Source organism: Cellulomonas sp. ATA003, assembly GCF_031582905.1.
Taxonomy (GTDB): Bacteria; Actinomycetota; Actinomycetes; order Actinomycetales; family Cellulomonadaceae; genus Pengzhenrongella.
In genome coordinates, this window is sequence record NZ_CP133990.1 from 2,946,751 (window position 1) to 2,971,236 (window position 24,486).

Here is a 24,486-nt window from a genome sequence, read left to right on the forward strand (position 1 = left end):
GCAGTTCTCAAGCTACGGGCGACCCCACCCCACACACCCCACCAACAGGCAGAGGGTCGAGTGGTCCGCTACGAGGCAAGTGCCGCCAACCGGCGCCCACTCCCTCAGGACCCAACAGTGTGCCAACCCCACCCCGGCAACCAGACCGACACCCCTCCAACCGGCGCCCCCTCCGAAGAGAAGACACGGCGTACTAGATGCCGACCCACCACCAGGCGAGCCCATAGCCGATGTTCCACCCGTGAGCACCACCCCCGACACGTTCGGCCGAGGCATGGTCCTGACACACCAACCACCCACCAGACCCCCGAAGAGACCAGACAGGCACGGCGATGCGTAAGAGCTCCTTAGAAAGGAGGTGATCCAGCCGCACCTTCCGGTACGGCTACCTTGTTACGACTTAGTCCCAATCGCCAGTCCCACCTTCGACAGCTCCCTCCCACAAGGGGTTGGGCCACCGGCTTCGGGTGTTACCGACTTTCGTGACTTGACGGGCGGTGTGTACAAGGCCCGGGAACGTATTCACCGCAGCGTTGCTGATCTGCGATTACTAGCGACTCCGACTTCATGGGGTCGAGTTGCAGACCCCAATCCGAACTGAGACCGGCTTTTGGGATTCGCTCCACCTCGCGGTATCGCAGCCCTTTGTACCGGCCATTGTAGCATGCGTGAAGCCCAAGACATAAGGGGCATGATGATTTGACGTCATCCCCACCTTCCTCCGAGTTGACCCCGGCAGTCTCCCATGAGTCCCCGGCATAACCCGCTGGCAACATGGGACGAGGGTTGCGCTCGTTGCGGGACTTAACCCAACATCTCACGACACGAGCTGACGACAACCATGCACCACCTGTACACCGACCTTGCGGGGCGCACATCTCTGCACGTTACCGGTGTATGTCAAGCCTTGGTAAGGTTCTTCGCGTTGCATCGAATTAATCCGCATGCTCCGCCGCTTGTGCGGGCCCCCGTCAATTTCTTTGAGTTTTAGCCTTGCGGCCGTACTCCCCAGGCGGGGCACTTAATGCGTTTGCTGCGGCACGGAACTCGTGGAATGAGCCCCACACCTAGTGCCCAACGTTTACGGCATGGACTACCAGGGTATCTAATCCTGTTCGCTCCCCATGCTTTCGCTCCTCAGCGTCAGTTGCGGCCCAGTGACCTGCCTTCGCCATCGGTGTTCCTCCTGATATCTGCGCATTCCACCGCTACACCAGGAATTCCAGTCACCCCTACCGCACTCTAGTCTGCCCGTACCCACTGCAAGCCCAAGGTTGAGCCTTGAGTTTTCACAGCAGACGCGACAAACCGCCTACGAGCTCTTTACGCCCAATAATTCCGGACAACGCTTGCGCCCTACGTATTACCGCGGCTGCTGGCACGTAGTTAGCCGGCGCTTCTTCTGCAGGTACCGTCACTTGCGCTTCTTCCCTGCTGAAAGAGGTTTACAACCCGAAGGCCTTCATCCCTCACGCGGCGTCGCTGCATCAGGCTTTCGCCCATTGTGCAATATTCCCCACTGCTGCCTCCCGTAGGAGTCTGGGCCGTGTCTCAGTCCCAGTGTGGCCGGTCGCCCTCTCAGGCCGGCTACCCGTCGTCGCCTTGGTAGGCCATCACCCCACCAACAAGCTGATAGGCCGCGAGTCCATCCCTGACCAAAAATCTTTCCAGACCCCACCATGCGATCAGGTCTCATATCCGGTATTAGCCACCGTTTCCAGCAGTTATCCCAGAGTCAGGGGCAGGTTACTCACGTGTTACTCACCCGTTCGCCACTGATCAACCAGAGCAAGCCCTGATATCACCGTTCGACTTGCATGTGTTAAGCACGCCGCCAGCGTTCGTCCTGAGCCAGAATCAAACTCTCCGTAAATGTCAACATGGCACCCCCAGCCACCAAAGCAGCAGGAGCAACCGACACACGAAACAGACCCCAACCGGCTAAAGCCAGGGCCCAAAAATGATCTGACCACAAACACACACCCCACAAACCGTGAGGCGTGACATCGATGACCAAACCAGACCCACCACACACACCCCCACACCCACCACAACGGCAGACACGAAGACACACGCAGCAGACCCCAATGGCATCGACTACTTGGCACACTGTTGAGTTCTCAAGGACCGGACGCGCATCCCGCAGAGCCTTCCGACCCTGCCAAGAGGCAACCGCTCAAACTTACCCGACCCAACCAGACCCGTCAACCACCCGAACCCGCTCAGACCGCCCCATCCACAGCACAGCAACCGACCACAACAGCCGGGGCCACCACCACTTCAGGGAGCCACCCCGGGACCGGCCACCCCCACTCCGAAGAGCCGGTGTCCGTTCCTCCCTGCCGGGCGGCGAAGAGAAACACTACGCAGACCGTGCCCGGCCGTCAAAACGGGCGGCTCGTGACGCCGGTCACCGCCTCTGACCTGGGCCGATGCGCGCTCGGGCGCGTCGCTGCCTCCCCAGGCCGCGCACCGCGCCCCGGGAGCCGGCGCGCGGCTTCGCCGGCTCCCCTGCGGGAGCGACCTCAGTACAGAGCACTGGCGAGCGCGCGCCGTGCGGGCGCCACACGCGGGTCCTCCGCGCCGACGACCTCGAACAGGTCGACCAGGCGGACGCGCGCTCGCTCGCGGTCGTCGCCCACCGTCCGGCGGACCAGGTCGACGATGCGCGCGAACGAGTCCTCGACCTTCCCGCCGAGCAGGTCGAGGTCCGCGACGAGCAGCTGCGCGTCGACGTCATCGGGGCGACGGGCCGCGGCGTCGCGAGCGGTCTGGAGGTCGACGTCCTGCGTGCGCTGCAGGAGCCCGACCTGAGCGAGCCCGGCCCGCGCCATCGTGTCGCGGGGGTTTTCGCGCAGTGCCCGCGTGTACGCGTCGACGGCGGTCGCCAGGTCGCCCCGCTCGATCGCGTCGTACGCCTCCTGGTGCAGGGGCGGCAGCGGCGGCTCCTCCGGCTCCGCGGCCTGCGTAGCTTCCTCCGGCTCGCCGCCACCGCGTGGGGCCCGGCCGGTCACGCCGTTGGCGGCCGCAGCCGCCAGGAGCTGGTCGAGCACCGCGGCGATCTGCTCCGCCGGATACGCCCCCTCGAACAGCGGCACCGGCTGACCTGCCAGGACCGCGACCACGGACGGCACGTTCTGCACCTGGAACGCCGCGGCGACCTGGCGGTTGCTGTCGACGTCGACGCGCGCCAGCCCGAAGGCCCCGGCCGCCTGCTCCGCCAGCGCGCCCAGGTCTCGGGCGAGGTCGATGCTCTGCGGGCTGCGGGCGGACCAGAGCAGCACGACCACCGGGTACTGGGTGGAGCTCTGGACCACCTCTCCGAACGTGGCCTCGGTGACGTCGACCGTGTACGGGCCGGGCGCGGGCGGACCGCCCGCCTCACCGGCGGGCGGGGCGGCCGGCCGGGCGAGCGCGGACAGGTCGACGGCGCCGCGGACGTCGAGGCGGGAGGGCTGGGTGGGCTGGCTCATTGTTCGCGATCCTCTCGGGGGCCGGCTCAGGAACCGGAGGCTGACGTGTACGTGTGCTCGGCGCCGAGCACCTGGACGGGTGCGTCCGAACCGGCGGGCGGGACGTAGAAGGCGACGACGTCGGTCCATCCCACGGTGAGGTTGTTGCGCAGCACCGCACCGGCAGGCAGTGCCCCGCCGGACACGGCGGCGTACTGGGGGATGACCGTGATCGACGCGCCGGTGACCGTGGTGGTGGAGGTCGTCGTCATGCCACCGACCACCAGGGCGCCGCCGTCCGCGGTGCGGTGGGCGACGACCTGCCCGGGCACGGCCGCGTAGGTCTCGGCGAAGGTGCCGCCGTCCGCTGCCGCGGCCTCCTGCACCGCGCGCCCCTCCGCGATCCGCTGGCGGTACGGGTCGGGTGTCGCGAAGGTGGCCGCGTACGCCGACCCGTCGCCGCTCGCCAGGACGTCGGCGTACTGCGCGACGACGTCGGCCGGGGCCGCCACGAGGTCGGCGGCGTCCGGTGGCACGACGTCGGCCCCGACGGAGGGGTTCGCCGTCGCCGGCATCTGGACGCCGGGCAGCAGTCGCGCCCAGGCCCACAGCGTGTAGGGCGCGCGGGGCGAGGCCTGCTCGAGGACCAGGAGGCGCGGGCTGGTGAGGTCGTCGGGCTGCTCGGTGATGACGATCTGGGTCCGCGGCCACTCCGTCGTCGTCGGGACGACGAGCGTCTGCGGCTCCACGGGCAGCGCCGTGGGTGCGTCGGCCCCGGACGTCGCAGCGGCGACCGCGTACTCCGCTGCCCGTGAGGTCAGGGCGGGACCACTGACCCGATCGGACAGCGCGGTGCTCGACAGCTCCGCGTCCGCCGCGGCCACCGTCTCGCCGACGGCCGTGAGGATGCGGGCGGACTGCTCGATCGTGGTGGCCGGTGGCGCGGCGGCGGGGATGGCCGGCGCATCGGGCTGCGGCAGCTCGGGTGCGCACGCGGTGAGGCCCGCGGTCAGAGCCAGGAGTGCGCCCAGCAGGCGCGCCCGGTGGGCGGAGCGCATCAGCGGTCCTCTCGGTCGGTGGCGTCGGTGGCGTCGGCGCCCGAGGCGTCGGGGCTCGGTTCGTCCCGGCCGGAGCCGTCGTGCGTGTCGCGCGCGGTCGGGTCCGGCGCCGTGGCGTCCGGCGCCGTGGCCGGCACGGTCATCGCGGTCGCGCCGCCCGTCCCCGGGCGCGTACCGACGACGGCGTCGTCGTCGCCGGGGCGCGCACCCGCGGGCACGGCCGGCGTCGTGGCACGGCGTCGGCTCCGGCGTGCCCGCAGGGCGAGCAGGAGCGCGAGCAGGAGCAGGACGGCGCCGCCGACGACCCCGGGGACGAGCCACGGCGTGGTCACGGTGCGGGGCCAGGACAGCTCGATGGTCGGCGGTCCGGCACCCTCGCCGGCGCTGGCCACGAGCAGGGTCCAGCGGCCGTCCTGCGGCTCCCAGACCATCTCGGCCGAGCCCTCGCCGGTCACCTGCTCGATCCAGAGGTCGCTGCCGTCCGGGTCCGGCGCCTGCGTCGTGGCGTCCGTGGCGTCCGCGTCAGTCGGCGCACCGTCCGTGGCGGCGCCATCGGCGGGGGCCTCCTCGGCGGGGGCCTCCTCGGCGGGGGCCTCCTCGGCCGGCGCCACCTCGGCCGGGGCCTCCTCGGCCGGCGCCTCGCCGGCGGGCGTCTCGTCCGTCGGCGCCTCCTCGGACGTGTCCTCCTCCGGAGCGTCCTGGGCGTCGGGGGCCTCGGCGCTCGGGGCGACATCGTCGGTCGCGAAGGTGTGCCAGTCGCGCAGGCCGGTGATCACGGTGTGGGCGTCGGCGCCGATCCAGCCGGCCACGTCGCTGTCGCGGCCGATGGCGAGGACGACCTTGGCGTCGTCGTCGGCGGTCGCGCGGATCGTGACGGGCGGGTCGCCCATCTCGAGGACGCCGGGCGCGGTGGTGATCAGGGTGCTGCCGTCCGCGGCGCGGGCGGTCGCGGTGAGCGTGTCGTCGCCCCGCCACACGGTCGCCGACGCGATGGCCAGTCCGATCGCGATCAGGCCGAGCACGCCGAGCAGAGCGGCGATGAGTCGTTGCAGCACGAACGGACCCTTTCGGAAGGTGACGTCTCAGGATAGGTGCGCGGCTCCGCGACGGCCGAACCGAACCCGTCGTGCTGCTCCTCGGGGCGGTGCGGGGCCCGGTGGATACCCTGGGCGCAGCGTGACCGGCCACTCGCCGCAGCGCGCGCGGCGCGCCGGCCGTGGCGCCGACGGCTCCGCAGCCCCGCGACCTGGAGGACTCCGTGCCCGACGACCGCCCCGCCTTCCCCGTCGTGAGCTTCCGGGGTACGACCGGGGGCCGGTCGACGCCCGGCTGGCCGAGCTCGAGCAGGCGCTCCGCGATGCCCGCGCCCAGGTCGAGACCCTCGACACCAAGCTCATGCACACCGCCGGCGAGCTCTCCGAGAGCCGGCTGCGGCTGCGCGAGGCCGAGGTCCCGACCTACGCCGGTCTCGGCTCCCGGGTCGAGCAGCTGCTCCGGACAGCCGAGGAGCAGTCCGCCGACGTCGTCACGCAGGCCGACCGGCGGGCGGCGGACACGGTCACCCGGGCAGAGGTCGCCGCCGCACAGCTCCGTGAGCGCGCGGAGACCGAGGCGGCCGAGACGATGGCGACCGCTCGTCGCGAGGTGGACGAGCTGCGCACGACCGCGCAGGCCGAAACGCAGGGCACGCTGGACGACGCCGTCCGCCGGGCCGAGGAGCTCGTGAGCTCCGCCGAGCGCGAGGCAGCCCGGATCCGCAGCGCCACCACGACCGCGGAGTCCGAGCGCCGGACCGGCCTCGAGCGTGAGCTCGGCAGCCTGCGCGCTGCGGTGGAGCGCGAGCTCACCGAGCTGCGCGTCGCCACGGAGGAGGCCGCCGCCCAGGTGCGCGCCGCTGCGCACTCCGACGCGATCGCCTGGCGTGCGGCCGCGGAGCACGACACGACCGAGCAGCGCCGCGCGGCCGACGTGGAGACGTCCGAGCTGCGCACGCGGGTCGAGCAGGAGGTCGGCGGGCTGCGGGCCCAGGCCGAGCGGTACGCCGCCGAGCTCCGCTCGACGGTCCAGGCGGAGGTCGCCGAGCTGCGGCAGCGCGTCGAGACCGAGCTGGCCGCCGCCCGGGCGCAGAGCCTGGACGAGGTGGAGGCGGCCCGCACGGCGGCTGAGCGCGAGGCGACGGCGCTGCGCCAGCGCGCAGCCGCGGAGTCCGCGGCGCTGCGGACGGAGGCGGAGCAGGACGCCGCCGAGCTGCGGGCCGCTGCGGAGCGGGACGTGGAGGAGCTGCGCACCACCGCCGATCGGGAGATCGCGCACGCGCGGGCCACCGCCGAGCGGGAGACCGCCGCGCTGCGCGCGGCCGCCGACCTGGACACCGGCGAGCTGCGCGCGGTGGTGGCGCTCGAGACGTCCGAGCTGCGCGAGTCGACCCGTCTGGAGGTCGAGCGCACCCGCGCCGAGGCGCAGCGCGCCGCCGCCGACCTCCTGGCGGCGGCGCAGGCGGACGCGGACACCGTCCTCGACGGCGCCCGCCGAGCGGTCGCGCAGGCCGAGGTCGACATCGCCGCACGACGCGAGGCCGGCGAACGGGCCGACGGCGAGCGGCACGAGGCCGCTCGCGCGCAGACCGCGCGCCTCGTCGCCGACGCCGAGGCCCACGCGGCGGAGGCGGAGGAGCGCGTGGCGCGAGCGGTCCAGCGGGCCGAGGAGGTGCGCCGGGACACCGACGCCCGGACCCGCGAGGCGCTCGCCGCGGCACGGGAGGAGGCCGACCGCCTCGTCCTGGAGGCGCGGCACACCGCCGAGCGGACGCTGACCGAGGCCCGCACGACCGCGCACCGGACCCGGACGACGGCGCAGCGCCAGGTCGACGACCTCAACCGCCAGCGCGAGTCCGTCGCCGGCTACCTCGACGAGCTGCGCGCGCTGCTGCGGGACGAGTCGACGCCGAGCCTGGCGGTCCTCGACCGGGCGAGCGAGGCCGCGGAACAGTTTGCGATCGCCCCACCCGGGGGACGGCCACCGAGGACGACGCCGGCGACGGCACCGACGAGGACGACACCGACGACACCGACGCGGACCGGTCCGCCGTCGCACCGGCGTCATGACACCCGACGCCGCCGGCACGCCCGCCACGGGTCGACCGGACGGCCAGGACCCGGCGTCCTGGCAGGAGCGCCGCCGCGAGGCGGCCGGGATCCACGCCGACGCCCTGGAGCGGCGACGCCAGGCCGAGGCGGCCCAGGCCCGTGCGCTCATCGCGCGGTTCGTCGAGGAGGTCACGTCGCACGGCCCCGGACCGACACCTGCTCGCGGCGCGCAGCTACGACGGCCGAGCGCGCTACCGCACGCCGCTGCGGGGCTGGTACCTGCGCCGCAACGAGAGCGTCGCCGTCGGCACCGACGGCGAGTTCTACGTGCTCACCGTCCCGCCGAGCCTGCGGGCCCGCTTCACCGGGGTGTCCCCCGAGCCGAGCGACCCCCGCTCGTCCTCGGCAAGGGAGCCCGGGACGGGGAGTCGATCGACCTCGCGGACGCGCTGGCGCGCGCTCTGGCCGGCGACGGCTGACCCCCGGGTCAGCCCCGCTGCGTGACCCGCGCGAGCAGGCGGGACAGCGCGGCAGCCACTGCGGCGGGGGCCTCGATGCTCGTCATGTGACCGGCCCCCGGCACGACGACGACCTCGGCGTCACCCAGGGCTGCGGCCATGTGGCGGGCCGTGGGCACCGGGGTGACCTCGTCCTGCTCCCCGACGACCACGACGGCCGGTCCGGTGAACCCGACCAGCACCGCGGTCCGGTCGGGGCGCGCGGCCATCGCTCGCTGCGCCCACGCGACACCGTCCGGGGTCGCATCGGCGATCCAGGCGGCCATGCGGTCGCCCAGCTCCGGTCGGTGCACGCGGCTGTCGGCGCCGAGCAGGGCGCTCGGCGTGCCGGCGAGCTCCGCCAGGCTCCCCGACGTCTCCACGGCGTCGGCGACGCGGTGCCGGTTCGCCCGCGCGGCGTCGTCGTCGGGGTCGAGCGGGTGTCGACCAGCGCGAGGCCGGCGACGAGGTCGGGATGCCGCTCGAGGAGCGCCATCGCGACGTAGCCACCCATGGACAGGCCGGCGACGACCGCGCGGTCCACCCCCGCCGCCCGCACGGTGGCGGCGACGGCGTCGGCTGCCGTCTCCAGCGCGGGCGCGGCGTCGACGCCCAGCGCGCGCGCGACCGCGTCGGGTGCGGGTGACGTGCCGAACCCGGGTGGGTCGAGCACGAGCACCGCGGGACCCGGCGGCAGGAGCGCCGCGACGTCGTCCCACATGCGGCGGTCCAGAGGGAAGCTCGGCAGCAGGACCAGCGGGGTCCCGTCGCCCGTGCGGACGGTGTGGAGCGCGAGCGGTCCGTCGGTCATGGTCGTCACCTGCTCTCGTCGTCGTCGGTCGCCTGCTCGACCGGTCCGTTCCAGGTCGTCGGCAGCGGGTCGTGGCCGGGCAGGACGTGCGCGACGATCTCGTCGAGCACGCGCCGCACGGATGCCTCGCCGACCCACAGGTGCTTCGCGCCGTCGACGCCGATGACCTCGGCCTGGCGGACCCGCGCGAAGCGCTCGCGTGCGGCGTCGGGGCGCAGGTAGTCGTCCAGCTCGGGGACGAGCACCACGAGCGGCTTGCCGAACGCGTCCCACGCGTCGAGGTCCGCGTCGGTGGCGCGGTGCAGCGGCGGCGACAGCAGGATCGCCCCCTCGACGGCGGGGTCGTGGCCGTGCATGAGCGCGAGCTCGGTGCCGAAGGACCAGCCGACCAGCCAGCGCCGCGGGAGGTCGCGGAACTCGGCGAGCTCGATCGCGGCCGCGACGTCGAAGCGCTCCCCGACGCCGCCGTCGAAGGCCCCCTCGCTCGTGCCGCGGGGTGACGTCGTCCCCCGCGTGTTGAAGCGCAGGACGGCGAGGTCGGCGAGCGCGGGGAGGCGCCAGGCGGCCTTGCGCAGGACGTGCGAGTCCATGTACCCGCCGTGCGTGGGCAGCGGGTGCAGCGTGACCAGGGTCGCGGCGGGCGGGCGGTCGGCCGGGAGCGCGAGCTCGCCGACCAGCGTCAGGCCGTCCGCGGTGTGGAGCTCGACGTCCTCCCGCCGTGCGGGCAGGACCGTCAGGGCGCGGATCTCGGTGGCGTCGGTCGGGGCGTCGGCGGTCGAAGGGCTCACCGCACCGAGCCTAGCCAGGGCGGCGGGCGTCAGCGCGGGCGGCGCCGGGCCCGCATCTGCCAGCACGCCGTGTGCCAGTGGCGGCGGTCCGCGACCGCCTGGTCCTGGCCGAACAGCCCGTCCTGCGCCCAGGCGACGACGTGCGCCGTCCCGGGCCCGACCATGCCCTGGCATCCCGGGCACCGGTAGGACTTGGTCGACCCGCGCACGTGCTGCACCGTCCACGCCCCGTCGGGCGCGTCCTCGCTGCGCCGACCGCCCGTCGCCCGTTGGACGTCGAGCTCGGGGTGCGGCTCGGTCCACGGGCGGCGCTTGGACCTCCGGCTGCTCGGCATGTCCCCATCCTCCCTGCTCCCCGCCGCCCGGCGCACCCAGGTCCCGGACGCCGACGTCCTGCACGCCGACGCCCGCGGCCCCCGCGGTGGGCGGACCCCGCGGTGGGCGGGGGCCGCGGGCGTCACCGGCTAGCCGAGCCGCGCGGCGGACTCCACCGACGGCAGCGACCGGGTGCGCACGAGCTCGCGGTACCAGAGGGCCGAGTCCTTGGGGATGCGCTCGAGCGTGTCGTAGTCGATCCGGACGATGCCGAACCGGCGGTCGTACCCGTAGCCCCACTCGAAGTTGTCCATGAGGGACCACACGAAGTAGCCGCGCACGTCCGCGCCGGCGTCCATCGCGGCACCCACGGCGTCGATGTGGTCGTGCAGGTAGGACACCCGGCGCTCGTCGTGCACGCGGCCGTCCGGGGCGACCTCGTCCTCGAACGCGGCGCCGTTCTCCGTGATCATCATCGGCTGGTCGGGGTACGCCGCGTGCAGCGACATCAGCAGGTCGGTCATCCCCTGCGGCTCGATGTTCCAGCCCATCGCGGTGTACGGGCCGGGCTGCTGCACGAACGCGACGTCGGTCGCGCCGATCCACGGGCTGGCCTTCGACGCCCCGTGGCCGTCGTTCTCCGGGCGCTCGCCGGTGCCGTCGTAGTGCCGCACCCGGACCGTCGAGTAGTAGTTGACGCCGAGCACGTCCAGGGGCGTGCGGATGATCTCGAGGTCGCCGTCCTGCACGAACGACCAGTCGCTGACCGCGGCGGTGTCCGCGAGGAGGTCCGGGGGTAGGCGCCGTCGAGGATCGGGCCGAGGAACGCGCCGTTGGCGAGCGCCTCGATCTTGCGGACGGCGTCGCGGTCGTCCGCCGACTCCGCGTCGTCGGGCCGCACGACGTGCAGGTTGAGCGTGATCGAGAGCTGCGCGCCCACACCGAGCACGCCGCGGATCGCGCGGCCGGCGAGGCCGTGCGCGAGGTTGAGGTGGTGGACGGCGGCCAGCGCCGCGGCGCCGTCGGTCCGCCCCGGCGCGTGCACGCCGGACCCGTACCCGAGGTAGGCCGAGCACCACGGCTCGTTCAGCGTGGTCCACACGGTGATCCGGTCCCCGAGCTCGCGCGCCATCCGCTCGGCGTACTCGGCGAAGCGGTACGCCGTCTCCCGGTTGGCCCAGCCCCCTCGTCCTCGAGCTCCTGCGGGAGGTCCCAGTGGTAGAGCGTCACGACCGGCGCGACGCCGGCCTCGATCAGCGCGTCGACGAGGTCGGAGTAGAAGGCGATGCCCTCCGCGTTGAACTCCCCGGACCCGCTTGGCTGCACGCGCGGCCAGGAGATGGAGAACCGGTAGGCCTGCAGGCCGAGGTCCTTCATGAGCGCGACGTCCTCGCGGAACCGGTGGAAGTGGTCCGCCGCGACGTCCCCGGTGTCACCGTTCATCGTCCGGCCGGGAGTGTGGCTGTAGGTGTCCCAGATGGACGGCCCGCGCCCTCCCTCGGTCGCGGCACCCTCGACCTGGTAGGCGGCCGTGGCGGAGCCCCAGAGGAACTCGGGCGGGAACGTGCGTGCGCTGCTCATGGGGAGGTGATCCTTCGCTGCGGGGTCGGGGCGGACGGCTCGCGGCCGGTCCGCCCTCCACCGTAGAGGGGGTGCGGCACCGCTTCCACACCGTCCCGCCCCGGGGTCGGGTCGCGGGGTTGGGTCGCGGGGTCAGTCCGCGAGCCACGCCCCCGCGCGCATGACGGCGAGCGGCGCGAGGTCCGCGTCGACGACGACGACGTCCGCGCGCCGGCCGCGCTCGAGCGCGCCGAGGTCGCCGCGACCGAGGACGCCCGCCGGCGTCAGCGTGGCCGCCCGTACGGCGTGCTCGAGCGGGACACCGGCCCGCACGGTCTCACCGACGACGTCGAGCAGGTGCGCGGTGCCGCCGGCGATCGAGCCGCCGTCCGCGAGCCGGGCGACACCGTCCGCGACGACGACGTGCATCGGCCCGAGCTCGTAGCTGCCGTCCGGCATCCCGGCCGCGGCCATCGCGTCGGTGACGAGCGCGATCGCGTCCGGCCCCACGAGGTCGAACACCGCCCGCACCGTGCCGGGGGCGAGGTGGGTGCCGTCCGCGACCAGCTCGACGACGAGCTCCCGCGCGCCGCGGCGGCCAGGCATGCCGCGACCGGGCCGGGATCGCGGTGGTGCAGCGGCCGCATGCCGTTGAACAGGTGGGTCGCGGTCGGTCGCGCCGACCGCGACCCGGTCCGGGCGAGCGCACGGCGGGCCTGCCGGACGGCGTCGTCGACGGTCCCGGAGTCCGCGTCGGTGTGGCCGAACGACGGGACCGCACCGACCTCGGCCAGCGTGTCCACCACCCCGCCGGCACCGCGCACGCCGTCCACCTCGGGGGCGACGGTCATCGTCACGAGGTGCCCGCGGGCGGCCAGAGCGACCGCCCGCACGAGGTCAGGGTCGCCGGAGAGCATGTCCGCCGGGTTCTGCGCCCCGCAGCGCGCCACGGACAGGAACGGCCCCTCGAGGTGGATGCCGACGATCTCGCCGGCGTCGGCCAGGTCGGCGAGCAGCGCGGTGCGGGTGAGCAGGGTGGCGGGGTCGGCGGTCACCAGGGACGCGACCAGTGCGGTCGTGCCGTGCCGCAGGTGCTCGCGCACCGCGCGGCGGGCGTCGCCGGGGGTCGTCGCGTCCGGGAAGGAGGCGCCGCCGCCGCCGTGGTCGTGCAGGTCGACCAGGCCGGGCAGCACGGTCGTTCCGGCGGGGGGCACGGGGGTCGACGCGACCGCTGCGGAGTGCGCGCGGGGCACCTCGGCCACCGGCCCGACCCACACGATCCGGTCGCCGGCGACCACGACCGCGCCGTCGTCGACCACCGCGCCGGGCGTCACGACGCGACCGCGCACGACCAGCTCGCTCATCGGTCCACCGCCGCGTCCCGGGCCCGCACCTGCGTCAGAAGAGGCGCGAGGCGACGTCGTCGTGCCCGCGCATCGCCTCGAGGTCCAGGACGAGGCAGCCGATGCCCCGGTCGAGCGCGAGCACCCGGGCCTGCGGCTTGATCTCCTGCGCGGCGAACACGCCGCGCACGGGGGCCAGGTGGGGGTCGCGGTTGAGCAGCTCGAGGTAGCGCGTGAGCTGCTCGACGCCGTCGATGTCACCCCGGCGCTTGATCTCGACGGCGACCGTCGCGCCCGACGGGTCCCGCGCGAGGATGTCGACCGGTCCGATCGCGGTCGGGTACTCGCGCCGCACCAGCGTGTGGCCGGCACCGAGCAGCTCGATCTGGGCGGCGAGCATGACCTGCAGGTGTGCCTCGACGCCGTCCTTGACCAGGCCGGGGTCGACCCCGAGGTCGTGCGCGGAGTCGTGCAGCACCTCGTGCAGCTCGACCACCAGGCGGTCGTCGCTCTTGCGGTGCTGCACCGACCACACCTGCTCGACGCCGCGCTCCCGCGCCGCCTCGTCCGGCTCGCCCACCTGGAGCGTGCACGGCGGGCTCATCCAGTTGAGCGGCTTGTAGGACCCGCCGTCGGAGTGCAGCAGCACGCTGCCGTCCGCCTTGACCAGCAGCAGGCGCGTGGCCAGCGGCAGGTGCGCGTTGAGCCGGCCGGAGTAGTCGGCCGAGCAGCGGGCGATGACGAGTCGCACGGGTTCCCTTCAGATCACGTGGTGCGCGTCGGTCGGCGGCGCGGCCTCGAGCCACGCGGTCAGACCAGCCAGGGCCTCGGCCGACATGCTGAGCTCCAGGTCCTGACCGCCGTACCGGCACCGGACGAGGAGCGTCCCGGGGTCGTCCGGGCCCAGCGGGGCACGGTCGACGACCTCGAGCTCCCGGCGTCTCCACGTCTGCGCCGGACGCGGGGCGAGCGACCAGGACCGCCACCACTCGATCCGGCCGGCACCGTAGTGCGCGATGCCGGCCGTCCAGCTGCCCCCGGCCGGTTCGGCCGGTCGGGCGCCGCACTCGAACGAGCCGATCCGGCTCGACAGCACTCGCAGGCGGGACGCGCCGAGCGCTGCCAGGACGACGAGCACGAGCAGGAGCGCCGCGAGCACGGCACCGACCAGCGTCCCCGACACCTGGCCCCCGGCGGTCAGCGCCCGGCGGAGCCGGCGACGGCCGAGTCTGACACGACCGTGACGCGGTTCTCGTCGACGGAGATGAACCCCGCCTCGACGTCCGTGCGGACCACCTCACCCTGCAGCGGGGTGATCCGCACGGTGCCGGCCCGCAGCACCGCCAGCATCGGGGTGTGCCCGGGCAGGATGCCGACCTCGCCCTCCGACGCGGGCGCGCTGACCATGCTCGCCTCGCCCGACCAGATCGTGCGGTCGGCGGCGACGAGGTCGACCTCCAGGTGTGCCACAGGTACTCCCCTTGTCTCAGGTGCTCGGGCCGGTGGTCGGGCTCTAGAGCCCGTAGTCCTTCTGGATCCGCGCCCAGTTGCGCTCGAGGTCCTCGAGCCCACCGATGTTGAAGAACGCCTGCTCGGAGATGTGGTCGAACTCGCCGTCCGCGATCTTCGAGAACGCCTCGACCGTCTCCGAGAGCGGGACCGTCGAGCCGGGGACCGAGGTGAACTGCTCGGCCATGTAGGTGTTCTGGGACAGGAACTGCTGGATGCGGCGCGCGCGGCCGACGACGGTCTTGTCCTCCTCGGACAGCTCGTCGACACCGAGGATCGCGATGATGTCCTGCAGCTCCTTGTTGCGCTGGAGGATCGACTTCACGCGGGTCGCCGTGTCGTAGTGCTCCTGGCCGACGTAGCGCGGGTCGAGGATGCGGGACGTGGACGCCAGCGGGTCGACGGCCGGGTACAGACCACGCGACGCGATCTCGCGGGACAGCTCCGTCGTGGCGTCCAGGTGCGCGAACGTCGTCGCCGGGGCGGGGTCGGTGTAGTCGTCCGCGGGCACGTAGATCGCCTGCAGCGAGGTGATCGAGTGACCACGCGTCGAGGTGATCCGCTCCTGCAGCTGGCCCATCTCGTCCGCCAGGTTCGGCTGGTAGCCGACCGCGGACGGCATGCGGCCGAGCAGCGTCGACACCTCGGAGCCGGCCTGCGTGAACCGGAAGATGTTGTCGATGAACAGCAGCACGTCCTGCTTCTGCACGTCGCGGAAGTACTCCGCCATCGTCAGCGCGGACAGCGCGACCCGCAGACGCGTGCCCGGCGGCTCGTCCATCTGGCCGAACACCAGGGCGGTCTGCTTGATGACCCCGGAGTCCGTCATCTCCTCGATGAGGTCGTTGCCCTCGCGGGTGCGCTCACCGACCCCGGCGAACACCGACACACCGTTGTGGTTGTTGGCGACGCGGTAGATCATCTCCTGGATCAGGACCGTCTTGCCGACGCCGGCGCCCCCGAACAGGCCGATCTTCCCGCCCTGCACGTACGGGGTGAGCAGGTCGATGACCTTGATGCCGGTCTCGAACATCTGCGTCTTGGACTCGAGCTGGTCGAAGCTCGGCGCCTTGCGGTGGATCGGCCAGCGCTCGGTGATCTCGAGCTGCTCGCCCTCCTTGAGGTTGAGGACCTCACCGGTCACGTCGAAGACATGACCCTTGGTGACGTCGCCCACCGGGACGCTGATCGGCTTGCCCGTGTCGGTGACGACGGCACCGCGGACGAGGCCGTCGGTCGGCTTGAGCGCGATGGCGCGCACGAGCGCGTCACCCAGGTGCTGGGCAACCTCGAGCGTCATGGTGAGGGTTCCCTCGCCCTCACCGCGCGTGGCGAGGTCGATGTCGACCGTGAGCGCGTTGTAGATCTCGGGGATCGCGTCGGCCGGGAACTCGATGTCGACGACGGGACCGATCACCCGGGCGACCCGCCCGACGGTCGGCTGACCGGACTGCGAGGAGCCGGTCTCGGTAACGGTGGCAGTCATTGATCTCTCGCTTCGCTGGACCGAGGACGGCCCCGGTCGGTCTGTACCTGCATGCTCGGTCGGGTGGGCAGCGGTGCGCTGCTTTCAGGAGGCCAGCGCGTCAGCGCCGGAGACGATCTCGCTGATCTCCTGGGTGATCTCGGCCTGACGCGCCTGGTTCGCCAGCCGGGTGTACATCCGGATGAGGTCCTCGGCGTTCTCGGTCGCCGTGTGCATCGCGCGCTGCCGGGCGGCGAGCTCGGACGCGGCCGCCTGGAGCAGGCAGCTGTAGATGCGGCTGCGCACGTAGCGGGGCAGCAGGGCGTCCAGCACGGCCTCGGGCGAGGGCTCGAAGTCGTACAGCGGCAGGGCACGGTGCTCCTCCGCCGACGTGACCCCCTCGACGACCTCGAGCGGCAGCATCCGGATGACCCGCGGCGTCTGGGTGACCATGTTGACGAACTGCGTGTACACCACGTGCAGCTCGCCGACCCCCTCGGTGCTCGGGTCGAGGAACGCCGCGAGCAGGGTGTCGGCGATCTCCGTCGCCGTCTCGTAGGTCGGTGCGTCCGACCCCCGGTCCAGCTCTGGGCGATGTCGCGACCCCGGAAGGCGTAGTACGACACGGCGCGGCGGCCGACGACGTACAGGACGACCTCCTTGCCCTCCCCCTGCAGCTCCTCGACCAGACGCTCCGCCTCGCGGATGACGGAGGCCGAGTAGGCCCCCGCCATCCCGCGGTCCGACGTCGCGACGAGCACGGCGACCCGGTTCGTGTCGGTCCGCTCGGTGGTGAGCGGGTGCGAGACGTCCGAGTGGGTCGCGACCGCCGAGACCGCGCGCGTGAGCGCACGGGCGTACGGGGTCGCGGCCGTCACGCGTCCCCGCGCCTTGCCGATGCGCGACGCGGCGATGAGCTCCATCGCACGGAAGATCTTCTTCAACGACTGGGTCGACCGGATCCGCTGCCGGTAGACGCGCTGCTGACCTGCCACGCGTCAGCCCCGCTTCTGCCGGACGATCTGCTCCTGCTCGACCTCGACGGCCTCGTCCGTCACGTCCCCACCGACGAGCGGCGAGCCGTCTCCCTTGAGGAAGCCGCGACGGAACTCGTCGACGCCCGCCTCGAGCGCCTGCTCGGTCTCGTCCTCGAGCTTGCCCGAGGTCGCGATCGTGGTGAGCACCTCGGTGTTGCGGCGCAGGTGGTCGATGAGCTCGGTCTCGAAGCGGCCGACGTCCTCGAGCGGGACGTCATCCAGCTTGCCCTTGGTGCCGGCCCAGATCGACGCGACCTGGTCCTCGACCGGGAACGGCGAGTACTGCGGCTGCTTGAGCAGCTCCATGAGGCGAGCCCCACGGGTCAGCTGCGCACGCGACGCGGCGTCGAGGTCCGAGGCGAACATGGCGAACGCCTCGAGCGAGCGGTACTGCGCCAGGTCGAGCTTCAGCGTCCCGGAGACCTTCTTCATGGCCTTGACCTGGGCCGAGCCACCGACGCGGGACACCGAGATGCCGACGTCGACCGCGGGGCGCTGGTTGGCGTTGAACAGGTCCGACTGGAGGAAGATCTGGCCGTCGGTGATCGAGATGACGTTGGTCGGGATGTACGCCGAGACGTCGTTGGCCTTCGTCTCGATCATCGGCAGACCGGTCATCGAGCCCGCGCCCAGCTCGTCGGAGAGCTTCGCGCAGCGCTCGAGGAGACGGGAGTGCAGGTAGAAGACGTCGCCGGGGTACGCCTCGCGGCCCGGCGGGCGGCGCAGCAGCAGCGAGACGGCGCGGTAGGCCTCGGCCTGCTTGGACAGGTCGTCGAAGATGATGAGGACGTGCTTGCCCTCGTACATCCACTGCTGGCCGATCGCGGAGCCGGTGTAGGGCGCGAGGTACTTGAACCCGGCGGGGTCGGACGCGGGCGCCGCGACGATCGTCGTGTACTCCAGCGCGCCGGCCGCCTCGAGGGCGCCGCGCACGGAGGCGATCGTCGAGCCCTTCTGGCCGATGGCGACGTAGATGCAGCGGACCTGCTTCTTCGGGTCGCCGGTCTCCCAGTTGGCCTTCTGGTTGATGATCGTGTCGATCGCGATCGCCGTCTTGCCGGTCTGGCGGTCACCGATGATGAGCTGACGCTGGCCGCGGCCGATCGGGATCATCGCGTCGATGGCCTTGAGGCCGGTCTGCAGCGGCTCGTGGACGCTCTTGCGCGCCATGACGCCGGGCGCCTGCAGCTCCAGGGCTCGCCGACCGGATGTCGCGATCTCGCCGAGACCGTCGATCGCCTCGCCGAGCGGGTCGACGACACGACCCAGGTAGCCGTCACCGACCGGGACGGACAGGACCTCGCCCGTCCGGCGGACCTCCTGGCCCTCCTCGATCCCGGTGAACTCCCCCAGGACGACGACGCCGATCTGGCGGACGTCGAGGTTCAGCGCGAGGCCGAGCGTGCCGTCCTCGAAGCGCAGCAGCTCGTTCGCCATCGCTCCCGGCAGGCCCTCGACCTGCGCGATGCCGTCGCCGGCGAGGACGACGCGGCCGACCTCCTCGGCCACCGCGCCCTTCGGCTCGTAGGACTTCACGAAGCTGTCGAGGGCAGCCCTGATGTCCTCGGAGCGGATCGTCAGCTCAGCCATTGCGTTTCTCCTGTCGTGACTGCACCTCGGTGGGTGCGGTCGTACACGTTCATGATGCGTGAGTGGGGGCGAGCCCGGTCAGCCGGCAAGTCGTCGTCGGGCGTCGTCGAGGCGGGTGAGCACCGTCGCGTCGACGACGTCGGCGCCCACCTGGACCCGCAGGCCGCCCAGCACGGTGGGGTCCACGGACACGTTGATCTGGATGTCGGAGCCGTAGGTCGACGCGAGGATCCCGGCGAGCCGTTCGCGCTGCGCGGCCGTGAGCTCGGTGCGCGACGTCACCGAGGCGACGATGCGACGCCGACGCGCGGCGGCGAGGTCGCCGACGTGCGTGAGGGTCGCGACGAACCGGCGCCCGCGCGCCGACACCGCGGCCCGCCGGGCGATGCGCGACGTGCCGTCGGCCGCGCCGCCGCCGAGGATCGCCTCGACGAGGGCCGCGCGCCGCTCGGGTGCCGCCGCCGGGTCCGCCAGCGCGCGGCGGACCTCACGCTGGTCGACCAGCGCGCGGGTGAGCGCGAACAGCTCCTGCTCGACGCGGAGCAGGTCACCGGCGGCGTCGGCCGAGGCCAGCACCGCCCAGAACCCGAGCTCCTCGATGCCCTCGGTGAGGTCCTCCTCGTCCGACCACCGCTGCGACACGAGGTCGGCGACGACGTCGGCCACCTCGGGTCGGGCGTCGGCGAGCAGGCGGCGGGCCAGGCCCGCCTTCGCCTCACCCTCGACCGACGGGTCGGTCAGGGTGCGACGCAACGAGCCGGACCCGTCGAGGGCGTCGACCAGGGTGAACATCTGCTCACCGATGGTTGCCGCCTCGGCACCGGCAGCGAGCAGCACCGGCTCGAACCGGTCCGCGACCCCCTGCAGTGAGACCCGACTCGTCCCGCGCATCACTTCCCCTTGCCTGCGTCCGCCGTGGTGGTCGCCGCGAGCTCGTCGAGGAACCGGTCGACGACGCGCGACTGACGCGCCTCGTCCTCCAGGGCCTCGCCGACGATCCGCGACGCGAGCTGCGTGGCCAGCGTGCCGACCTCGGCGCGCAGCGCGACCGAGGCCTGCTGGCGCTCCGCCTCGATCTGGCGCTGGGCCGTCTCGAGGATGCGGTCCGCCTCCGCCGAGGCCCGCTCGCGGTACTCCGCGACGATGGCTGAACCCTCGGTGCGCGCCTCCTCGCGGATGCGTGCCGCCTCGGCGCGCGCCGCGGCGAGCTCCTGCTGGTTGCGCGCGAGCGCCTCCTGGGCCTCCGCCTGCGCCGACTCCGCCTTGGCGATGCCGCCCTCGATCCGCGACGTGCGCTCGTCGAGCACGGCGGTGAACTTCGGCAGCACGACCTTGTAGAACAGGATCGCGATCGGGATGACGACGACAGCCGACCAGAGGATGTCGTAGACCGCGGGGATGAAGAGGTCGATCCCCTCGTACTCCGGGGTGCTCTCCGCAGCGACGAGCGCCGCGGCGGTCGAGGCGTGCATCAGAACAGGAAGCCGGCGATGAGACCGAGCAGCGCGAGCACCTCGACGAACGCCACACCGATGAACATCGTGGTGCGCAGCTGGCCGGCGACCTCAGGCTGGCGCGAGATGCCCTCGACGGTCTTGCCGATGAGGATGCCGAGGCCGATGCCCGGGCCGAGCGTGGCGAGGCCGTAGCCGATCGTCGCCACGTCTCCCGTGACCTCGGCCAGGATGGTTGCGTCCGCCATGAGGGTTCCTTCCGTTGGGGCGCCCGGTCGTACCGGGCAGGTTGAACAGCTGGGGGTCGTGTCAGCGCCGGGGCGCCGGGTCAGTGCGCCTCGGTGGAGAGGCTGATGTAGACCGCCGCGAGCAGCGCGAAGATGTACGCCTGCAGGGCCGCGACGAGGAGCTCGAAGAGCGTGAACGCGAGGCCGGCCGCGAGGGACAGCGCGCCGACGGCCTTGAGAGCACCGGTCGCCTCGAAGAAGAAGAAGTGCGTGGCCGCGAAGCACAGCACGAGGAGCAGGTGCCCGGCGATCATGTTGGCCGTGAGTCGCAGCGCCAGCGTGGCCGGCCGGATCACGAAGACCTGCAGGACCTCGATCGGCGTGATGAGGACGTAGAGGAGCTTGGGGACCCCGGGCGGGAACAGGTTCGACTTGAGGAACCCGCCCACGCCGTGGTGCGCCTTCACGCCGGCCCCGAGGTACATGACGTACACCCACAGGGCCAGCAGCACCGGCAGCCCGATGAGGGACGTCCCCGCGATGTTGAGGAACGGAATGATGCCCGTGACGTTGAACGCGAGGATCGCGAAGAAGATCGTGGTCAGCATCGGCAGGTACTTGCGCGCGTTCTCGCCCAGGATCTCCCGGGCGATGTTCACGCGGACGAAGTCCAGCGCGATCTCCGCCACGCCCTGGCCACGGCCCGGGACGAGCGTCGCGCGGCGTGCGGCCAGCCAGAACAGCAGGCACAGCGCGAGGGCCGCGACCACCCGGACCAGCATGATCCGGTTGAACTCGAAGGCGGTCCCCCCGAACGCGATGGCGGTGGGGAAGAACTCTCCGATGGTGGGGGCGTGGAAGCCGCCGCCCTCCTCATGACCCGCGGCGGCGAGCAGTCGTGTCGTCACAACGGTGTTCAGGACGAGCTCCCCGTGGTCGTACGCCGAAGGCGCGCGCTCGGACGAGCGTGCGTCACGTCGGACAGGCCGGATTGGATCGGGTGAAGCCTAACGTATGCGGGACGGCGATCCGCGCAGCGGGGCCGCCGCCGGCGCCCTGCGCGGGCGTCACGGCCCGGCGCCGCGGGCCGCACCCGCGGCGGGACGCTCAGGCGGGCGAGCCCGACCCGGGATCGGTGTACGGCACGCGCCCGCCCCGCACCGCGCGGTAGTCCAGGAGCGCCGAGCCGATCACGCCCACCAGGAGCACGACGGCGAGCGCGACGCGGTCGTAGAACGTCTGGCCGCGCAGCAGTGCGAGCGCAGCGACCAGGACGATCATCTTGCCCAGCCACGACCCCAGGACGACGGCGGCGGTCGTCTGGGGGGCGGCACCTGCGGTCGCGAGCATCGACACGACCGTCGTCCCGGAGAACACGAGCGTGAGCGCGACGCCGAGGAGCGCACCCCACAGGCCGGGGGCACCGGCGAGGAGGTATCCCAGTCCCCCACCGACCACGGTCAGCACGGCCAGCAGCACGAGCATGTCGCGCAGGGCGGTCCGGAACACCGCTCGCGCGGCGTCCTGCTGCACCCCGTCGGCGTCCGGCGGGGTGGCGTCGGGCGAGGTCATGGGTGGATCCCTTCGTGGTGGCCGACCGGACGGCCGGTGCCGGGGCTGATCGGTCCGTCGAGCTCGTCACCGGGACGGCGGCGGCCGCGCAGCGGCCCGAGCGTGAGCAGGGCGGCGACGAACGTCGCGGCGCCGAGGACGACGAGCACGGTGGTCGTGGAGAGCAGGACGAGCGCGGCGGCACCGAAGGCGAACACCGCCGTCCACAGGTACATGATGGCGACCGCGCGACGGTGGGAGTGCCCCAGCTGGAGCAGCCGGTGGTGCAGGTGGAGGCGGTCGGGGTGGAACGGGGAGCGTCCGGCGCCGATCCGGCGGACCACCGCGAGCGCCATGTCGAGCAGTGGCAGCAGGAGCACCGCGATGGGCAGCAGGATCGGCAGGATCGCGGGCACGGCCTGCCGGCCGGTGTCCATCCCGAGGTCGAGCTGGCCGGTCACCACGATCGCCGCGCTGGCGATGACGAGGCCGATGAGCATCGAGCCCGAGTCCCCCATGAAGATCCGCGCCGGGAAGAAGTTGTGCGGGAGGAAGCCGATGCACGCCCCGACGAGCGCGGCCACCACGACCGTGGCGATGTTGGACACGTCGGTGGGGCTCGCCTCGCGGGACAGCAGGTAGGTGTAGACGAAGAAGCCCGTGCCGCCGATCGCGATCATGCCGGCAGCGAGCCCGTCGAGGCCGTCGACGAAGTTCACCGCGTTCATCGCGACGACCACCGCGAGCACCGTGACGAACAGGGAGAACCCGGACGACCCGATGAAGAGGCCGACCCCGAACGGGAACTGGTAGAGCTGCACCCCCTGGAAGGCGAGGAAGACGCCGGCCAGGGACTGCCCCGCGAGCTTCGTCATCCAGTCCAGGTCCCAGATGTCGTCGGCCACCCCGAGCAGGCACACCATGGCCGCGGCTCCGACGATCCCCCAGGCCTGACCGGTGTCCTCGAACACCCCGCGCAGGAACGGGATCTGGCTCGCCACGGCCATGGCGACCGCGAGCCCGCCGAGCATCGCCAGCCCGCCGAGCCGTGGGGTGGGGACCGCGTGCACGTCCCGGTCCCGCAGCGCGGTGATCGCCCCGGTGCGCAGGGCCACCCACCGCGCGACCGGGGTCAGCAGGTAGGTGACCGCCGCGGCGACGAGCAGGACGAGCAGGTAGACCCTCACCCGGCGTCCTGCCGCCCGTCGGCCGCGACGACGGGCGTGACGGCGCGCAGCGCGTCGAGGGAGACAGCGCCGGCACGCACGAGGCGCAGCTCCGCCCCGGTCGCGTCGACGATCGTCGACGCGACGCCGCCCGGGACGGGGCCGGCGTCGAGGTACACCTGCACGCTGGTGCCGAGGTCCGCCGCGGCCGCGGGCGCGGTCGTCGCTGCCGGGCGGCCGGTGAGGTTCGCGCTGGAGACCGCGAGCGGACCCGTGCGCTGCAGCAGCGCGAGCGCGGTCGGGTGGTCGGGCATGCGCAGCGCGACCGTCCCGTGCGCGTCCCCCAGGTCCCAGGCCAGCGACGGCTGGGACCGCAGGATGACCGTGAGGCCACCGGGCCAGAACGCGGCGACGAGTGCCCGGACGGCGTCGGGCACGTCGGTCGCGAGCCCGTCGAGGGTCTGCACCGCCGGCACGAGCACGGGGGCGGCGACTGACGACCGCGGCCCTTGGCGGCGAGGAGCGCGGCCACCGCGGGCGGGGTGAACGCGTCGGCCCCGATGCCGTAGACCGTGTCGGTCGGCAGGACGACGAGCCCGCCGCGCGACACGACGTGGACGGCCTCGTCGAGGGCGGGACCCCAGGTCGCGGGGTCGTGGGCGTCGCGGAGTCGGTCGAGCGCGGTCACGACGGCGAGTGTTTCACGTCGTCGTCGGCGTCCGGCGTGCCCGCGCGCCGGGCGACGACCATCCGGGGACGGCCGGTGAGGTCGTCCCTCGTCACGGCCGGGGTGAAGTCCCCGCTCGCGTCGACCATCGCGCGGGCCGCGGCAGCCTGCACCTCCGCGTGCTCGACGACGAGCACGCCGCCGGCGCGCAGCAGCCGCGCGGCGGCCCGCACGACCCCGCGGGGACCTCGAGCCCGTCCGGCCCGAGACCGTAGAGGGCGACCGCGGGGTCGTGGTCGGCGACCTCGGGGTCGACCGGCACAGCACCCGGCGGGACGTACGGCGGGTTGCTCACGACGACGTCGACCGTGCCGTCGAGGTCGGTCAGCGCGGTGCGCGCGTCCCCGCGGTGCAGGACGACGCCGCTGCCGGCGACGTTGCGCGCCGCCCACGCGTGGGCCACCGCGTCGAGCTCGACCGCGTGCACCTGCGCGCCGGGCACCTCGGCGGCCACGGCGAGCGCGATGGCGCCCGACCCGGTGCACAGGTCGACGACGAGCGCGGCGCCCCGGCGGGCGACGGCGTCGTGGGCGGCGTCGATCGCGACCTGCGCGACCGCCTCGGTCTCGGGGCGGGGGACGAAGACGCCCGGACCGACCGCGAGGTCGAGCCCGCGGAACGGGGCGGTGCCCACGAGGTGCTGCAGAGGCACGCGCTGTGCGCGGCGCGCCACGAGGTCACCCAGGCCGGCTGGCGCCGGCCGCCCGAGGACGACCGCGACCCCGAGCTCACCCCGGGTGACTCCGAGCAGGTGCGCGGCGAGGAGCTCCGCGTCGACGCGCGGTGACCCGACGCCGGCCGCGGCGAGCACGCGCTCCGCGTCACGCAGGGCCGGGCCGAGCAGGAGCTC

At 72.9% G+C, this 24,486-nt stretch carries 19 protein-coding genes, 1 rRNA gene and 6 pseudogenes; 2 read left to right on the top strand and 24 right to left on the bottom strand.

The window, feature by feature from the left end; translation table 11 throughout:
* Positions 1 to 351 precede the first annotated feature (351 nt).
* The 4 genes from REH70_RS14710 to REH70_RS14725 form a co-directional block, all read right to left on the bottom strand.
* A 16S ribosomal RNA gene (locus REH70_RS14710) occupies positions 352 to 1,873 on the bottom strand.
* A 652-nt stretch (positions 1,874 to 2,525) separates the two neighbouring features.
* Complete coding sequence (locus tag REH70_RS14715) at positions 2,526 to 3,473, bottom strand: tetratricopeptide repeat protein (protein WP_310748395.1); 948 nt, start codon at positions 3,471 to 3,473, stop codon at positions 2,526 to 2,528.
* Positions 3,474 to 3,499: 26 nt separating this feature from the next.
* The gene (locus REH70_RS14720; protein ID WP_310748397.1) at positions 3,500 to 4,510 is read right to left on the bottom strand and encodes a hypothetical protein; all 1,011 of its coding nucleotides are present in this window, start codon (positions 4,508 to 4,510) and stop codon (positions 3,500 to 3,502) included.
* Positions 4,510 to 5,565 (bottom strand): hypothetical protein, encoded by a 1,056-nt coding sequence (locus REH70_RS14725; protein WP_310748399.1) that lies wholly within the window; start codon positions 5,563 to 5,565, stop codon positions 4,510 to 4,512. The genes REH70_RS14720 and REH70_RS14725 overlap by 1 nt, the downstream gene beginning before the upstream one ends.
* 2,190 nt (positions 5,566 to 7,755) lie before the next feature.
* Here REH70_RS14725 and REH70_RS14730 point away from each other — a divergent pair.
* Positions 7,756 to 8,100 (top strand): hypothetical protein, encoded by a 345-nt coding sequence (locus REH70_RS14730; protein ID WP_310748401.1) that lies wholly within the window; start codon positions 7,756 to 7,758, stop codon positions 8,098 to 8,100.
* Here the strand turns inward: REH70_RS14730 and REH70_RS14735 are convergent.
* The 4 genes and pseudogenes from REH70_RS14735 to REH70_RS14750 form a co-directional block, all read right to left on the bottom strand.
* Entirely contained in the window at positions 8,084 to 8,380 is a 297-nt protein-coding gene (locus REH70_RS14735) for an alpha/beta hydrolase (RefSeq protein ID WP_310748403.1), read from the bottom strand. The two genes, REH70_RS14730 and REH70_RS14735, sit on opposite strands and share 17 nt — an antisense overlap.
* Positions 8,323 to 8,904: pseudogene (locus REH70_RS14740) on the bottom strand (alpha/beta fold hydrolase); the annotation flags it as partial. The pseudogene REH70_RS14740 and the gene REH70_RS14735, both read right to left, overlap by 58 nt.
* A 5-nt stretch (positions 8,905 to 8,909) precedes the next feature.
* Positions 8,910 to 9,692, bottom strand: a complete 783-nt coding sequence (locus tag REH70_RS14745) for an alpha/beta hydrolase (protein ID WP_310748405.1) — start codon at positions 9,690 to 9,692, stop codon at positions 8,910 to 8,912.
* 29 nt (positions 9,693 to 9,721) lie between these two features.
* A complete protein-coding gene (locus REH70_RS14750) occupies positions 9,722 to 10,027 on the bottom strand; it encodes a hypothetical protein (protein ID WP_310748407.1) in 306 nt (101 codons plus the stop codon).
* Here REH70_RS14750 and REH70_RS14755 point away from each other — a divergent pair.
* Positions 10,026 to 10,160 carry a hypothetical protein gene (locus tag REH70_RS14755; RefSeq protein ID WP_310748409.1) on the top strand — a complete coding sequence of 45 codons (135 nt, stop codon included), beginning with the start codon at positions 10,026 to 10,028 and terminating at the stop codon, positions 10,158 to 10,160. The two genes, REH70_RS14750 and REH70_RS14755, sit on opposite strands and share 2 nt — an antisense overlap.
* Here REH70_RS14755 and REH70_RS14760 read toward each other — a convergent pair.
* From REH70_RS14760 to prmC, 16 genes and pseudogenes are all read right to left on the bottom strand, one after another.
* Positions 10,157 to 11,588 (bottom strand): annotated as a pseudogene (locus REH70_RS14760) (GH1 family beta-glucosidase). The gene REH70_RS14755 and the pseudogene REH70_RS14760 sit on opposite strands and share 4 nt — an antisense overlap.
* 132 nt (positions 11,589 to 11,720) lie before the next feature.
* Positions 11,721 to 12,931, bottom strand: a pseudogene (locus tag REH70_RS14770) (N-acetylglucosamine-6-phosphate deacetylase).
* A gap of 34 nt (positions 12,932 to 12,965) precedes the next feature.
* Positions 12,966 to 13,661: an endonuclease NucS gene (gene nucS / locus REH70_RS14775; protein ID WP_310748413.1), complete on the bottom strand. Its 696-nt coding sequence runs from the start codon at positions 13,659 to 13,661 to the stop codon at positions 12,966 to 12,968.
* 9 nt (positions 13,662 to 13,670) lie between these two features.
* The gene (locus tag REH70_RS14780) at positions 13,671 to 14,069 is read right to left on the bottom strand and encodes a DUF2550 domain-containing protein (protein ID WP_310748415.1); all 399 of its coding nucleotides are present in this window, start codon (positions 14,067 to 14,069) and stop codon (positions 13,671 to 13,673) included.
* 38 nt (positions 14,070 to 14,107) lie between these two features.
* Positions 14,108 to 14,380: a F0F1 ATP synthase subunit epsilon gene (locus REH70_RS14785; RefSeq protein ID WP_310748417.1), complete on the bottom strand. Its 273-nt coding sequence runs from the start codon at positions 14,378 to 14,380 to the stop codon at positions 14,108 to 14,110.
* Positions 14,381 to 14,423: 43 nt separating this feature from the next.
* Positions 14,424 to 15,905, bottom strand: a complete 1,482-nt coding sequence (atpD, locus tag REH70_RS14790; RefSeq protein ID WP_310748419.1) for a F0F1 ATP synthase subunit beta — start codon at positions 15,903 to 15,905, stop codon at positions 14,424 to 14,426.
* Positions 15,906 to 15,989: 84 nt separating this feature from the next.
* Positions 15,990 to 16,879: pseudogene (locus tag REH70_RS14795) on the bottom strand (F0F1 ATP synthase subunit gamma).
* 3 nt (positions 16,880 to 16,882) lie between these two features.
* Positions 16,883 to 18,511 carry a F0F1 ATP synthase subunit alpha gene (atpA, locus tag REH70_RS14800; protein WP_310748421.1) on the bottom strand — a complete coding sequence of 543 codons (1,629 nt, stop codon included), beginning with the start codon at positions 18,509 to 18,511 and terminating at the stop codon, positions 16,883 to 16,885.
* A 78-nt stretch (positions 18,512 to 18,589) separates the two neighbouring features.
* Positions 18,590 to 19,402 carry a F0F1 ATP synthase subunit delta gene (locus REH70_RS14805; protein ID WP_310748424.1) on the bottom strand — a complete coding sequence of 271 codons (813 nt, stop codon included), beginning with the start codon at positions 19,400 to 19,402 and terminating at the stop codon, positions 18,590 to 18,592.
* On the bottom strand, positions 19,402 to 19,983 hold the full coding sequence (locus REH70_RS14810) for a F0F1 ATP synthase subunit B (protein ID WP_310748426.1): 582 nt from the start codon (positions 19,981 to 19,983) through the stop codon (positions 19,402 to 19,404). The genes REH70_RS14805 and REH70_RS14810 overlap by 1 nt, the downstream gene beginning before the upstream one ends.
* Positions 19,983 to 20,213: an ATP synthase F0 subunit C gene (gene atpE / locus REH70_RS14815; RefSeq protein ID WP_310748428.1), complete on the bottom strand. Its 231-nt coding sequence runs from the start codon at positions 20,211 to 20,213 to the stop codon at positions 19,983 to 19,985. Before atpE ends, REH70_RS14810 begins: the two co-directional genes overlap by 1 nt.
* Positions 20,214 to 20,293: 80 nt before the next feature.
* Positions 20,294 to 21,100, bottom strand: a complete 807-nt coding sequence (atpB, locus tag REH70_RS14820; protein ID WP_310748430.1) for a F0F1 ATP synthase subunit A — start codon at positions 21,098 to 21,100, stop codon at positions 20,294 to 20,296.
* 199 nt (positions 21,101 to 21,299) lie between these two features.
* Positions 21,300 to 21,764 carry a hypothetical protein gene (locus REH70_RS14825; protein WP_310748432.1) on the bottom strand — a complete coding sequence of 155 codons (465 nt, stop codon included), beginning with the start codon at positions 21,762 to 21,764 and terminating at the stop codon, positions 21,300 to 21,302.
* On the bottom strand, positions 21,761 to 22,930 hold the full coding sequence (locus tag REH70_RS14830; protein ID WP_310748434.1) for an MraY family glycosyltransferase: 1,170 nt from the start codon (positions 22,928 to 22,930) through the stop codon (positions 21,761 to 21,763). The genes REH70_RS14825 and REH70_RS14830 overlap by 4 nt, the downstream gene beginning before the upstream one ends.
* A pseudogene (locus REH70_RS14835) lies at positions 22,927 to 23,597 on the bottom strand (L-threonylcarbamoyladenylate synthase). The gene REH70_RS14830 and the pseudogene REH70_RS14835 overlap by 4 nt, the downstream one beginning before the upstream one ends.
* Positions 23,594 to 24,465: pseudogene (gene prmC, locus REH70_RS14840) on the bottom strand (peptide chain release factor N(5)-glutamine methyltransferase). Before prmC ends, REH70_RS14835 begins: the two co-directional pseudogenes overlap by 4 nt.
* Positions 24,466 to 24,486 lie beyond the last annotated feature (21 nt).